The following is a 13,236-nucleotide window of genomic DNA, read 5'->3' on the forward strand; positions in this document are numbered from 1 at the left end:
GCAAGATTCCGGGGGTTTTGGACATCCGCGAGACCATCCGGGCCTGTGGCGCAGCTGGTAGCGCACCTGCATGGCATGCAGGGGGTCAGGGGTTCGAGTCCCCTCAGGTCCACCGTGTGATGTCTCGCGACATATGTCTCATATGTCGCGAGACATCTGTCGTTTCTGGGGCCATCGGCCGGCTGGTTTGAGGATGTTTCGCCAGTAGCCGCGGGCGGGGTCGATGGTGTGTTCGCTGAGGACTTCGCCGGTGTCGAGGTGGACGACGGTGACGGTGGTTTCGTCGGTGATCGCGAGGATGCGTTTTCCGGTGTGGTCGCGGCCGATTCCGAGGTGGTGCATGCGGCCGGCTCGGCGGATGCTGACGTGACCGTCGGTGTCGATGCGGTCGTAGCGGAGCCGGTAGCGGTCTGGGAGTCGTCCTGCTCCGGGGAGTGCTTTGGGCGTCGCCAGGTAGGCCTCTGAGGGGGTCTTGCGGTCCAGAGCACGGTGTGGGCGGTGCTCGTTGTATTCGATGCGGAGCCGGTCGAGTTGGGTTTGCAGCTCGAGGACCGTGGTGGCGGTGGGTTGCTGGGCGAGCCAGCGTTTCTGGGTTTGATGGAAGCGTTCGATCTTGCCTTGAGTTTGCGGGTGGTTCGGTTTGCCGTTCTTCTGTTTCACTCCGAGCACGGGCAGGAGGTGTTCGAAGGCGTTACGGCCGCCGCCGTGTCGGGCGGTGTAAACCCGGCCGTTGTCGGTCAGGGTCGAGGCGGGAACCCCGTATTCCTCAGTGGTGGTGAGGAATGTGGTGACGACGTCGTCCCCGGTGACGGGGGTGTGGACGGTGCAGGAGAGTAGCTTGCGGGAGTGATCATCGAGCCAGTTCAGGATCTCGACGTCGGTGCCGTCGGTGAGGCGCCAGTGAGTGAAGTCCGACTGCCAGGTCTCGTTGGGTTGGGCTGCTTCGAAGCGGATGTACGAGGAGCGGGGGCGTTTGCGGGGTTCCGGGGTTATGAGTCCGGCGCGGGTCAGGATGCGGTGGATCGTCGCCGGCGACGGGACGTGCAGGCCTTCACGCTCGAGGTGCCATCGGATCGTGACCGGTCCGGCATCCAATCCTCGAGCGGTGAGATCCGTGCGGAGTGCGACGATTCGGTCGACGACTTCGCGCGGCGTGGATCTCGGATTGCTTCTCGGCCGCCGGGACTGAGGATCGACGGCGTCGAGACCGTGCTCGCGGTAGCGTGCGAGCAACCGGTGCAGCTGTCTCCGCGACAGCCCGTACTGCTCGGCCGCTTCGGTCACGGTGAGCTGCCCAGCGACGATCTTCAGGACCACAACCCGGTGCTTCGACATGCACCGAACTGTGACTCATGACCCGAGACACCAGCGTCGTATCACCTGGGACCTATGTCATGAACTCAGGCACCCTCAGGTCCACCGAACAAGCCGCGAGAGATCGCGGCTTCCGGCGTTTCCAGGGTCGCTCTTCGTATCTGCCTGGCCCCATCGGGTCGGGAGAGGTTTCGTGGTGCCGGCGAGCCGCGACGTTCCGGCCGAGCCGGGGTGTGTCGTGCACTCGACACACCCCGGCTCGGCCGCGACACCCCGGCTCGGCGACGACAACCGACGCGCGGCGGGATCGTCGAGAACCCCGGAGACCGCTGCAACGGCGCATCTGGCGTTACGGTGAAGTCGTGAGCACCCAGCCCCGCTGTCCACACTGTCGCCACTTCCTGTACCTGAAGCGCCTGACGTGCCCCAACTGCGACGCCGAGCTCGGGTTCCACATGCTGAGCCGCCAGTTCTACGGCATCCGCAACAACCGCGCGCAGATCGGCGAGCACGTCTGGTACACGTGCTCGAACCGCGATTGGGAGTGCAACTGGCTGGTGCGGGAGGACGCGCCGGCCGGACGCTGCTTCTCCTGCCGGCTGACACGCACGAGGCCACCGTCGGATGACACCGTGGCGCTGTCGAAGCTGGCCAGCGTCGAGGAATCCAAGCGCCGCCTCATCCTCCAGCTCGGCGCGCTGGGGCTGCCGATCGTCGGCTGGGACGTGCAGGAAGGCGGACTCGGCTTCGATCTGCTCTCGAGCCTGTCGCTCGGGCACCCGGTGATGATCGGGCACGCGAACGGCATCATCACGATCGACCTCGCCGAGAGCCTGGATGACCGCCGCGAAGCGCTGCGCGTGCGCCTCGGGGAGGTGTACCGCACGATCCTCCGTCACCTGCGTCACGAGGTGGGCCACTACTACCAGAACGTGCTACTCACCGACGACGCCGCGTGGGCGCGCTCGCGCGAGCTGTTCGGCGACGAGCGCTCGAGCTATAAGGACGCCATCGCGCGTCACTACCGGTACGGCGCCCCCGACGACTGGCGCGAATCCTTCATCTCCGAGTATGCGACGATGCACCCGTGGGAGGACTTCGCCGAGACCTTCGCCCACTACCTGCACATCACCGGGACGCTGCAGACGGCGGCGGCGGTCGGCATGAAGCTGGACGCGACCGTGACCAGCATGCGGGACACGGACGTCGTCCCGCTCGAGTCCTACCAGGACGAACCCGTCCAGCAGCTGCTCTCGGATTGGGAGTGGATGTCGCAGTCCTTCAACCGCATCAACCGATCCATGGGTTTCGGCGATCTGTACCCGTTCGAGATGGTGCCGGCCGTGCGCACCAAGCTGGGCTTCATGCACGACCTCGTCACGCGGGCGCCGCTCACGCTCGAACAGCAGATGGTGCTGGCCTTCCCCCAGGATGAGGAACGCGCATGACCTCGGTGGCTCGCGGTCAGCGCGTGATCGGCTCGGCGACGCACTACGTCGAGAACCAGCCTCCGGTGCGCACCGGTCTGGACGAGTTCGAGCTCAACCTGCCGCTCCGGGAAGCCGTCGAGGCGTTCGGCGGCGGCTGGGCGAACGACGACCTCCACGAGGCGGGGGTCCTCGTCGGGTCCTCATCGTTCCAACGCGACGCCACGCTCGCCAACGTGCACGGTCCGGTCGCATCCGCTCACGATCGATGGGGCTTCCGGCTGGATGAGGTCGAATACGACCCGTCCTACCATCGGATCCTCTCCGACGCGGTCGCGCGCGGCGCGCACACCTCGGCGTGGGCGGACCCGAGACCGGGCGCTGCCGTGGCGCGCGCGGCGATGTTCATGCTCTTCGCCCAGGTGGAGCCCGGACACTCCTGCCCGGTGTCGATGACACACGCGGCGGTGGCGTCGATCCGGGATTCTCCCTGGGTGGCCGACGACTGGCTGCCACGGATGTACTCGCGCAGCTACGAGCCACGGCTGGTTCCGAACGAGGAGAAATCCAGCGCGCTGATCGGCATGGCCATGACCGAGAAGCAGGGCGGATCGGACGTGCGCGCCAGCACGACGGTCGCCACCTCCATGGGCGGACACTCCTACCAGATCACCGGGCACAAGTGGTTCTGCTCCGCACCGATGTCGGACGGCTTCCTCGTGCTGGCGCAGACCCGACGCGGGAACGAGGACGAGGGTCTGAGCTGCCTGTTCGTTCCACGGCTGCTGCCGCGGGGCATGCGCAACGTCTTCCGGATCCAGCGGCTGAAGGACAAGCTCGGCAATCGGTCGAACGCATCGGCCGAGGTGGAGTTCGACGGCACCGTCGGGCTCGTCGTCGGAGAGCCCGGACGCGGTGTCCGCACGATCATCGAGATGGTCCAGCGGACCCGACTGGACTGCGTCCTGGGCGCGGCCGCCGGGATGCGGCAATCCGTCGCCGAGGCCGTCTGGCACGCCCGCGGGCGATCCGCGTTCGGGTCCAAGCTGGTCGACCTTCCCGCGATGACCTCGGTCCTGGCGGACCTCGCCCTCGAGACCGAAGCGGCGACGCTCACCGGGCTGCGCCTGGCCCAGATGTACGAGGCCGATGCGCACGACCACGATCTGGCGCTGCGCCGGCTCGCGACACCGGTGGCGAAGTACTGGGTCACCAAACGCGGACCCCAGCACGCCTACGAGGCGATGGAGTGCCTCGGTGGCAACGGCTACACCGAGTCCTTCCCGCTCGCACGGCGCTACCGCGAGCAGCCGGTGCTGTCGATCTGGGAAGGCTCGGGGAACGTGATCGCCCTCGACGTCCTGCGGGCGCTGAGCCGCGACACCGAGTCCGGCGCGGCCTTCGCCGCCGAGCTGGAGACCACGGCCGGCGTTTCCCGCGCGCTGGATGCCCACGTGGCCCGCACACTGCGGCTGCTCGACGACGTCGCGGCTGCGGGCCCGGATCACGCTCAGGCGCAGGCGAGGCGCTTGTCCGAGAGCCTCGCGCTCGCCTTGCAGGGTTCGCTCATGCTCCGCCATGCGCCGAGCCTCCACGCCGAGGCGTTCATCGGGGCACGCCTGGGCGAGGATCGCGCGGCCAGCTACGGGGTGCTGCCCAGGGGGACGGATGCTGCGGCCGTCGTCGCGCGCCACTGAGCACATGCCTCGTCCATCCCGTTCCGTCCTCGCCTGCGGTGTCGCCGCGGCCCTCCTCGCCGGTGCGATCGCGCCCGCGTCGGCCTCGGCGAGTCCCGCCGATCCTGCGGCCGAACCGGAGACCGGGACCGTGACCGTCCTCGCCGGAGCGGATGCCGACGCGGAGGCCGGCGACCTCGTCGCAGCAATGTCACTGCGCGAGAAGGCGGCGAGCCTGGTGATGGGGCACATCCCCACCACCGACCGTGCGACCCTGACCGCCTACATGGCGCAGGACGGGATCGGCGGGTTCATCCTGATGGGCGCGAACATCCCGCCGACCGAGGCGGAGCTCCGCGCGCTCACCGATGCCCTCACGGACAGCGGCTCCCTCCCACCCTTGATCGCCGTGGACCAGGAAGGCGGCGACGTCGCCAGGCTCGCGTGGGACGCATTCCCGAGTGCGCTGACCTTGAAGGATGCTCCGGCCGACGCCACCCGGGACGCGTTCGCCGGCCGCGCTGCGCTGCTCGAGCGGGCCGGAATCGGTGTCAACTTCGGCGTGGTCGCTGACGTGACTCCCGACCCGGCGATGTTCATCTACCGCCGGGAGCTGGGCACCACCCCCGCAGCCTCCTCCGAGCGGGTCGCGGCGGCCGTCGCCGGCGAGGGGACAGCAGTGATGAGCACGCTCAAGCACTTCCCGGGGCACGGCGCGGCACCGGGGGATTCCCACGGCGGGATCCCGACCACCCCCAAAACCCGATCCGAGTGGGACGCCGCTGATGCTGCACCGTTCGCCGCGGGTATCGATCAGGCCGCGCCGATCCTGATGTTCGGGCATCTCGCCTACACCTCCATCGACGCGCAGCCGGCGACACTGTCCGCCGAGTGGCACCGCATCGCCCGCGAGGATCTCGGCTTCGACGGGATCGCGATCACCGACGACCTGGGAATGCTCCAGGGTTCTGGCATCCCGGCATATGCCGACCCGGTGGCGAACGCCGTCGCGGCGATCGCCGCAGGCAACGACATGGTGCTGGCCGTGGCGTACTCGACACCGGAGTCCGCGGCGCGCATCGTCGACGGCCTCGTCGCAGCTGTCGAGGCGGGCGCCCTGGCCGAGTCCCGTATCGATGAGGCAGCAGTGCGCGTGGCGACGGCGCGCATCGGGCTCGCGGCATCCGGTCGCGCCATGCTGCCCTGCGCGGACTGCGGTCCGGTCGACTGAGGTCGGATCGCTGCGGCTCAGCCGCCCGTCGCGTCCGCGGCCGGGCGGAGCGCGCCCAGCACGCCGGCGCGGTCGGCGTCTTCGCTGGCAAGCACGCCGCCGTTGGCGACCGCATCGGGCGAGATCTCCTCGAAGAGGATCCGCACGTCCTGCGCCCTCGCGCCCAGGACATCGACTGCGGCCCGGGTGACCTCCTGGGCGAAAGCGCGTCGCTGATCAAGGCTCCGCCCTGCGAGCAGTTCGACACGGATGTTCGGCATGAGGACTCCTGTTAGGGAAGGTTCGGTCAGTCGACGGGATCGATGAGCTCGGGGGAGTTGTTGCGCACGTTGCCGACCGCCTTGGCCACGACGTGGTCGTCGAGGGTCCGCGCCACCGCGGGGGCGGCGTCGATCGCCGCGTCGAGCACGTCGCGGACATTGTCGGTCGTCGGATCCAGCCAGGCGTCAGCGTGATCAGGGTCGACGAACAGGGGCATCCGGTCGTGGATCGACCCGAGGTGGCCGATCGAATCGCGCGTGAGGATCGTGAAGCTCAGCACCCACCGTGCCGGATCCGCCTCGTCCTCGATCTGCGGGTCCTTCCACCACTCGTACAAGCCCGCCATGAACAGCGGCGACCCGTCGGCGGGGTGGATGTAGTGCGGGATCTTCGTCCCGTCGACGTTCTTCCACTCGTAGTAGCCGGTGGCGGGCACGATCGCGCGCCGCTTCTCGAGCGCCTTCCGGAACATCGGCTTGTCCTCGAGTTCCTCGGAGCGCGCGTTGAACGCCCGAGCACCGATCGACACGTCCTTCGCCCAGGACGGCACCAGCCCCCACCGGGCGGTCTCGAGGCGACGGGTCGGCGGCTCGGTCTTGGCCGAATCGAGCACGATCGCCACCGGGGCGGTCGGGGCGACGTTGTACGAGGGCTCGGGAAGATCATCGCCCTCCAGATCGACGCGCAGCACGCCCACCAGCTCAGAACCCACACTCGCCACGACGAAACGCCCGCACATGCGCGCAAGCCTACGGCCGAGCGCCGACAGTCGCACGCGAGCGGATGCCGCAGCCGACCGATCAGGTCTCGATCACGCCGACTTCTTCGAGCCGGTCGACCAGACCGGCGCCGTCGGGGCCGGTGACCCAGGGCACCGTGGCCGCGGAGTGGTCGTCGACGGCGGTGCGGCCGCCGGCCAGCACCGCCTCAGCGGGGGACAGGCGGCGGATGGCGACGGCCGAGACGTTCCCGGGGTACTCGCCGGTGAACGTGGTGTAGATCTCGTCGTCGTGCTGACCGTCGTCGCCGATGAGGAGCCACTTCACGCCGGGGAATTCCACTGCGAGGCGGCGGAGGTTCGTGAGCTTGTGGTTCATGCCGCTGCGGAACCAGCGGTCGTGCGTCGGCCCCCAATCGGTCAGCAGCACGGACCCGGGCGGGAAGAGATGGCGGCGCAGGAAGCGGATGAGCGTCGGGGCGACGTTCCACGCTCCGGTGGAGAGGTAGATCACGGGGGTGCCGGGTCGGTCACGGACGAGGCGTTCCATGAGCACGGCCATCCCCGGGACGGGCTGGCGGGCATGCTCGTTCACGACGAACGAGTTCCACGCGGCGAGCAGCGGTCGCGGCAGGGCGGTGACCATGACGGTGTCATCGACGTCCGAGACGACACCCGTGCGGACGTCGGGGCCGACGATGAACACACGCGTCTCCGCGGGCTCGCCGTTCTCGACGGTCATCGTCAGCGTCTGCCATCCGGGCTCCAGCGCGGCGGGGACGACGGTGTCGATCACCCCGCCACGATCGGCGACGACCTCGTGGACGACCCCGGCGATCTGAATGCGGACCTGGGCGTAGCCGACGGGCACCGCAAGGAAGCTGCGCCAGCCGCGGACCTTCTCGAACTCGCCGGATGAGGTCGTCCGAACCGGCGGCACGATGAGCACCCGACCGAGGACGCGCACCCAGTCGACACCGCCGTAGCCCGGGAACGGCGTGACTGCGGGCCGGAGCCCGCGCGCGCGAGCACGACGTTCGCGCCAAGAGTGGAAACGGTACTCGAGCCGGGCGAACCAGAGCACTTTCGGGCGATCGGGGTCGCCGGCATTCTCGGGCATCCTCTCAGTCTTTCACGTCTGCCCCGGCAGGATCCGCGGGCAGGTGGTCATCGTCGTCCAGATGCTTGCGCTCGACACGCTCGATGATCTTCTTCGTGACGAAGACCAGGACGAGGAAGACCACGATGATCGCCACGAAGATGTACCCCGCGAAGTGCAGGCTGTCCGCCAGCTCGCGGTAGGTTCCCGCGGCCGCGGCGGCGACGCTCACGTAGAGCCCAGCCCAGACGACGCACGCCGGCAGGGTCCATGCCAGGAATCGGCGATAGGAGTAGCCGCTCATGCCGACGGTCAGCGGCACGAGCGAATGCAGGACGGGCAGGAATCTCGATACGAAGATCGCCGGCCCGCCCCGCCGGCGCAGATACCGCTCCGAGCGCATCCAATTCTCCTCGCCGATGCGGCGTCCGAGACGGGAGTGGCGGATCTTCGGCCCCAGGTAGCGGCCGAGCCAGAATCCGATGCTCTCGCCCACCAGAGCGCCGACGACGACCGCAGTGCCCAGGATGACGCCCTCCCAGACGGAGTCGACGGCCGTGCCGGCGATGATCACGACGGTGTCCCCTGGGACCACCAGACCCACCAGGACGCTCGTCTCGAGCAGGATCGCGACGCCGGCCAGGATCGTGCGCAGCACGGGGTCGACGCCCTGCACGGCGTCGAGGATCCACGTGAGCAACTCGTTCACAGCACGAGCCTAGATCCGCCTCGCCGCCCTAGCCTGTGACCATGCCCCTTATCGCCGAGCCGGTGGAGCGCTGGCTCGATCCGGCATCCGTCTTCGCCGCGCTCGCGGCCGATCATGCGGACGTGTTCTGGTTGGATGCCGGTCCCGACGCGGCGGCCGGCTGGAGCTGGGTCGGGGTCGGCACCGTCGAGGTTTCCGCCGGCGTCCGCGGTGTCCGCACGGGCGCAGCCGCCGCCGACGACGATCGAGGGTGGGAGGCTGGCCCGTTCCGCGGCGGCTGGGTGGGCTGGAGCGGATACGAGGTCGGCGCTGCGCGGGCGGGGGCGCCGACCGCTGAGACCGAGGACGAGCCCGCGCTCGAGCGGTGGCTGCGCGTCGAGGAGTTCGCCGCGTTCGATCACGCCGCGCGCCGGGTCTGGATCATCGCACCTGCCACCCGCCATCGGGCGTTCACCGCCTCGATCGTCACCGGGGCCGAGTCGGCGCCCTTCCGCGACCCGGATCCGATCGATCCGCCGCCGGTCCACCTCGAGGTCACCGCACGACACTCGGCCGAGGAATACGCCGCGCTCATCGAACGCTGTCGCGAGGCGATCCGCGACGGCGACGCGTACCAGCTGTGCCTGACGACGCGCTTCGGGACCGGAGCATCCATCGATCCGCTCCGCGCGCACGAGCGACTTCGCGCGACCACTCCCGCACATCACGGCGGCCTTCTCCGCACGGGCGATCTCGCGCTCATCAGTGCCAGCCCCGAGCAGTTCCTCACCGTCACGGGCGGGACGGTGCGCACGAAACCCATCAAGGGGACCCGCCCGCGCGGCGAGGATCCGGCTGCCGATGCCGAGCAGGCCGCGCAACTGCTGGGGAGCGAGAAGGAGCGCGCCGAGAACGTCATGATCGTCGACCTGATGCGCAACGACCTCTCCCGCGTCTGCGAGCCGGGCTCGGTCGGGGTCGACCGCCTGCTCGAGATCGAGTCCTATCCCGCCGTGCACCAGCTGGTCAGCACCGTGTCGGGTCTGCTCCGTCCGGGCACGACGGTGGGCGATCTGCTGGATGTGACCTTCCCCGCCGGGAGCATGACCGGTGCGCCCAAGCTCTCCGCGATGACGATCCTGCACGATCTGGAGCGCGGACCACGGGGGATCTTCGCCGGATGCTTCGGCTGGGTGGGCAGCAACGGCGATCTGGACCTCGCGATGGTGATCCGCTCGATCGTCACGCATCCGGGCGGAACCTACGTCGGCGCCGGCGGCGGCATCACCTGGAGATCGGATGCCGCGGCCGAAGTCGCGGAGGTGGCGATCAAGGCGCAGGGGCCGCTCGCGGCGATCGGCGCGACACTCCCGCCGGACTGGCGGTGACCGCGAGCGCACGCCCGGCTGACGCCGACGCCGGTCGGGTAACCTGGAGGGCGCGTTCTGCGCGCCCGAACCCCAGGATTGGTACCCCCTCGTGAGTCAGACATCTCCGCCCGAAACCGCAGCGCCCGGCGACGGCGGCTACGACGCGTATGCGATCCAGCAGAAGTGGCAGGCACGCTGGGCGGAGTCGGATCCCTTCCGCGCGGGGGGCGATGAGGACAAGCGACCGCGCAAGTACGTGCTCGGCATGTTCCCGTATCCCTCCGGGGACCTCCACATGGGTCACGCGGAGAACTACGCGTACGTCGATGTCGTCGCCCGCTTCTGGCGGCACCGCGGATACAACGTCCTCAACCCGATCGGGTGGGACTCGTTCGGTCTGCCGGCGGAGAACGCCGCGATCCAGCGCGGGGCGGATCCCCGCGAGTGGACCTACGCGAACATCGACCAGCACAAGCGCAGCTTCCGCGAGTACGGGTCCTCGTACGACTGGTCGCGCATCCTGCACACGAGCGATCCCGAGTACTACCGCTGGAACCAGTGGCTGTTCCAGCTGCTGTACGAACGCGGCCTCGCCTACCGCAAGGAGAGCCCGGTCAACTGGTGCCCGAACGATCTGACCGTCCTCGCCAACGAGCAGGTCGTCGACGGGCACTGCGAGCGGTGCGGAGCCGAGGTCGTCAAGAAGAAGCTCACGCAGTGGTACTTCAAGATCACCGACTACGCCGACCGGCTGCTCGATGACCTGAACCAGCTCGAGGGCTTCTGGCCGTCGAAGGTCATCCGCATGCAGCGCAACTGGATCGGCCGCTCCGTCGGCGCCGACATCGACTTCGAGATCGAGGGACGCGAGGGCACCGTGACGGTGTTCTCCACGCGCCCCGACACCCTCCATGGCGCGACCTTCTTCGTGGTCGCCCCCGACAGCGACCTGGCTGCCGAACTGGCGGCGGGCTCGACACCCGACGTGCGCATGCGATTCCAGGACTACCTGGAGAGGGTCCAGCGCGAGACCGACATCGAGCGGCAGACCACGGACCGGCCCAAGACCGGCGTGTTCCTGGAGCGCTACGCGATCAATCCCATCAACGGGGAGCGACTGCCGATCTGGGCGGCCGACTACGTGCTGGCCGACTACGGGCACGGCGCGGTCATGGCCGTTCCCGCCCACGACCAGCGCGACCTCGATTTCGCCCGCGCCTTCGATCTTCCCGTCAAGATCGTCGTCGACACCACTGCGCCGGTCACCGGCGCCATCCCCATCATCGAACTCGACGAGCACGGCGTGCCGATCGACCCCGGCACCGACGATTCCTCGGTGAACGAGCTCGACCCGGCCGCCACCGGCATCGCCCTCACCGGCGAGGGCCGGATGATCAACTCCGGCGCTCTGGACGGGCTGTCCAAGCGCAATGCGATCACGCGCATGGTCGAGCAGCTCGAGGCGCTGGGTGCGGGCCGGGCGACGAAGTCGTATCGGCTGCGCGACTGGCTGATCTCCCGCCAGCGCTTCTGGGGAACGCCGATCCCCGTGATCCACACCGAGGACGGCCGGACCGTCCTGGTGCCGGAGGACCAGCTGCCGTTGACGCTGCCTGATGCGCAGGGGCTGGACCTCGCGCCCAAGGGCACCTCGCCCCTCGGCGGGGCGACCGAGTGGATGCAGACGGTCGACCCCGAGACGGGTGAGCCGGCGCTTCGCGACCCCGACACGATGGACACGTTCGTGGACAGTTCGTGGTACTTCCTCCGCTTCCTCGCTCCGGGCGACCCCACCCAGGCGTTCTCCGGTCGAGAAGCCGGCAAGTGGGCGCCGGTGGACTCCTACATCGGCGGGGTCGAGCATGCGATCCTCCACCTCCTGTACGCACGGTTCATCACGAAGGTCCTCTTCGACGCGGGACTGATCGATTTCACCGAGCCCTTCTCGAGCCTGATCAACCAGGGCATGGTCCTGCTCGGCGGATCCAAGATGTCCAAGAGCAAGGGCAACCTGGTGGAGTTCTCCGCCAGCATGCTGGACCCCGGCGCGGACGCGGTGCGCACCGGCATGGTCTTCGCCGGCCCCGTCGAGGACGACATCAACTGGGAGGATGTGTCCACCACCGGCGCCCAGAAGTTCCTCGCCCGCGCGTGGCGCGTCGCGAAGGACGTGGACAGCTCGCCGGACGTCGTCTGGGCCGAGGGCGATCCGGCGCTGCGCCGTGTGACGCACCGGCTGCTGGCCGATGCCCCCGGACTCGTGGAGCAGACCAAGTTCAACGTCGTGGTGGCGCGGCTCATGGAGCTGGTCAACGCGACGCGCAAGAGCATCGACTCCGGCGCCGGACGCAGCGACCCGGCGGTGCGCGAGGCCGCTGAGGCGACGGCGATGATCCTGGATCTGTTCGCGCCGCACACCGCCGAGGAGATGTGGGAGGTGCTCGGCTACGACGGATTCGTGGGTCTGGTCCCATGGCGTCAGCCCGACCCGACGCTGCTGATCGAGGACACCGTCACGACCGTGGTGCAGATCGACGGGAAGGTGCGGGCGACCCTCGAGGTGTCCGCGCGGATCGACTCGGCCGAGCTCGAGGCTCTGGCCCGCGCCGACGTGCGTGTGCAACGGGCTCTCGGCGACCGGGCCGTCACGCGCGTGGTCGTACGGCCTCCGAAGGTCGTCAGCTTCAGCACGCACTGATCGCCCCCATGGGGCCTCCTCCCCAGGCCACCGGGCCACGAGCGCGTCCACGCCTTCCCACGGCAGCGCTCGCGCCGCGCGCGGTGACGCTTAGCGTCGGCGTGTGACTGCGCGTGCCGGAGGAGCAAGCGACGGATCTGTCGCGGAGGCGAGCCCCCGCGCTCGGATCGGCCTGGGCGCTGCGATCGTGGTTGCGATCCTGGCGCTCACCGTCACCGTGGGCATCGGCATCCTCCGCGGGACAGCCGCTCCGATGGAGACGGTGACGACTTCGCACTCATCCGATTCCACTGTGGACGATGCCGACGGTGGAGGCCGCGACGCGACACGGACCGGCCTGTACGTCCATGTGTCGGGTGCGGTGACCGGCCCCGGGCTGTACCTGCTGCACGAGGGTGATCGGGTCGTCGACGCCGTCGCCGCGGCGGGCGGCTTCGCGCCGGGAGCGGATGAGCAGGCGGTGAATCTCGCCCGGATCCTCAGCGACGGGGAGCAGCTGGTCGTCCCGCTGATCGGTCAGGAGCCGGTGGGAGGGCCGGCCGCCGCCCCGGCCGCGGGCGACGGCCGCGTGAATCTGAACACGGCAGACGCCGGCGCGCTCGATACGCTGCCCCGCATCGGTCCCGCGCTCGCGCAGCGCATCATCGACTGGCGCGAGGCCAACGGCCGTTTCACCAGCGTCGAAGACCTCCTGGCTGTTCCGGGTATCGGCGACAAGATGCTCGAATCGCTCCGCGACCTCGTCAGCATCTGA

At 69.1% G+C, this 13,236-nt stretch carries 11 protein-coding genes and 1 tRNA gene; 7 read left to right on the top strand and 5 right to left on the bottom strand.

The annotated features are described in order from the left end of the window. The first annotated feature begins 39 nt into the window (after positions 1-39). Positions 40-112 (top strand) — tRNA-Ala (locus BLT19_RS12110). Positions 113-138: 26 nt separating this feature from the next. On the opposite strand, the gene BLT19_RS12115 is transcribed toward BLT19_RS12110, so the two are convergent. Further along, positions 139-1,335: an IS481 family transposase gene (locus BLT19_RS12115; protein WP_091488417.1), complete on the bottom strand. Its 1,197-nt coding sequence runs from the start codon at positions 1,333-1,335 to the stop codon at positions 139-141. Between the two features lie 341 nt (positions 1,336-1,676). Here BLT19_RS12115 and BLT19_RS12120 point away from each other — a divergent pair, with 341 nt between their 5' ends. Genes BLT19_RS12120 through BLT19_RS12130 form a run of 3 tightly spaced genes read left to right on the top strand, consistent with a single transcriptional unit; the run spans position 1,677 to position 5,648 of the window. Beyond that, positions 1,677-2,762, top strand: a complete 1,086-nt coding sequence (locus BLT19_RS12120) for a zinc-binding metallopeptidase family protein (RefSeq protein WP_231917645.1) — start codon at positions 1,677-1,679, stop codon at positions 2,760-2,762. After that, entirely contained in the window at positions 2,759-4,438 is a 1,680-nt protein-coding gene (locus tag BLT19_RS12125; protein ID WP_091490544.1) for an acyl-CoA dehydrogenase family protein, read from the top strand. The genes BLT19_RS12120 and BLT19_RS12125 overlap by 4 nt, the downstream gene beginning before the upstream one ends. 4 nt (positions 4,439-4,442) lie before the next feature. Continuing rightward, entirely contained in the window at positions 4,443-5,648 is a 1,206-nt protein-coding gene (locus BLT19_RS12130) for a glycoside hydrolase family 3 N-terminal domain-containing protein (RefSeq protein ID WP_091490546.1), read from the top strand. 17 nt (positions 5,649-5,665) lie between these two features. Here the strand turns inward: BLT19_RS12130 and BLT19_RS12135 are convergent, their stop codons facing one another. The 4 genes from BLT19_RS12135 to BLT19_RS12150 all read right to left on the bottom strand — a co-directional run bounded on the left by BLT19_RS12135 (position 5,666) and on the right by BLT19_RS12150 (position 8,435). Beyond that, positions 5,666-5,908 carry a tautomerase family protein gene (locus tag BLT19_RS12135; protein WP_091490548.1) on the bottom strand — a complete coding sequence of 81 codons (243 nt, stop codon included), beginning with the start codon at positions 5,906-5,908 and terminating at the stop codon, positions 5,666-5,668. 26 nt (positions 5,909-5,934) lie between these two features. Further along, positions 5,935-6,648, bottom strand: a complete 714-nt coding sequence (locus tag BLT19_RS12140) for an SOS response-associated peptidase (RefSeq protein WP_091490551.1) — start codon at positions 6,646-6,648, stop codon at positions 5,935-5,937. A 61-nt stretch (positions 6,649-6,709) separates the two neighbouring features. Next, positions 6,710-7,747, bottom strand: coding sequence for an App1 family protein (locus BLT19_RS12145; protein ID WP_091490554.1), 1,038 nt, complete (start codon positions 7,745-7,747; stop codon positions 6,710-6,712). Positions 7,748-7,751: 4 nt separating this feature from the next. Further along, positions 7,752-8,435, bottom strand: a complete 684-nt coding sequence (locus BLT19_RS12150; RefSeq protein ID WP_091490557.1) for a DedA family protein — start codon at positions 8,433-8,435, stop codon at positions 7,752-7,754. A gap of 41 nt (positions 8,436-8,476) precedes the next feature. Between BLT19_RS12150 and pabB the strand changes: the two genes are divergently transcribed. From pabB to BLT19_RS12165, 3 genes are all read left to right on the top strand, one after another. Then, complete coding sequence (pabB, locus tag BLT19_RS12155; protein ID WP_091493934.1) at positions 8,477-9,802, top strand: aminodeoxychorismate synthase component I; 1,326 nt, start codon at positions 8,477-8,479, stop codon at positions 9,800-9,802. A gap of 91 nt (positions 9,803-9,893) precedes the next feature. Beyond that, entirely contained in the window at positions 9,894-12,482 is a 2,589-nt protein-coding gene (leuS, locus tag BLT19_RS12160) for a leucine--tRNA ligase (RefSeq protein ID WP_091490559.1), read from the top strand. Positions 12,483-12,585: 103 nt separating this feature from the next. After that, entirely contained in the window at positions 12,586-13,236 is a 651-nt protein-coding gene (locus BLT19_RS12165; protein ID WP_231917646.1) for a ComEA family DNA-binding protein, read from the top strand.

The sequence above is a fragment of the Microbacterium pygmaeum genome (assembly GCF_900100885.1).
Lineage (GTDB): Bacteria > Actinomycetota > Actinomycetes > Actinomycetales > Microbacteriaceae > Microbacterium > Microbacterium pygmaeum.

Excerpts from the sequence above, each read along its gene's own strand:
- pabB (WP_091493934.1), top strand. The coding sequence starts at position 8,477 with ATGCCCCTTATCGCCGAGCCGGTGGAGCGCTGGCTCGATCCGGCATCC.
- BLT19_RS12130 (WP_091490546.1), top strand. The coding sequence starts at position 4,443 with ATGCCTCGTCCATCCCGTTCCGTCCTCGCCTGCGGTGTCGCCGCGGCC.
- BLT19_RS12115 (WP_091488417.1), bottom strand. The coding sequence starts at position 1,335 with ATGTCGAAGCACCGGGTTGTGGTCCTGAAGATCGTCGCTGGGCAGCTC.
- BLT19_RS12145 (WP_091490554.1), bottom strand. The coding sequence starts at position 7,747 with ATGCCCGAGAATGCCGGCGACCCCGATCGCCCGAAAGTGCTCTGGTTC.
- BLT19_RS12125 (WP_091490544.1), top strand. The coding sequence starts at position 2,759 with ATGACCTCGGTGGCTCGCGGTCAGCGCGTGATCGGCTCGGCGACGCAC.
- BLT19_RS12135 (WP_091490548.1), bottom strand. The coding sequence starts at position 5,908 with ATGCCGAACATCCGTGTCGAACTGCTCGCAGGGCGGAGCCTTGATCAG.
- BLT19_RS12140 (WP_091490551.1), bottom strand. The coding sequence starts at position 6,648 with ATGTGCGGGCGTTTCGTCGTGGCGAGTGTGGGTTCTGAGCTGGTGGGC.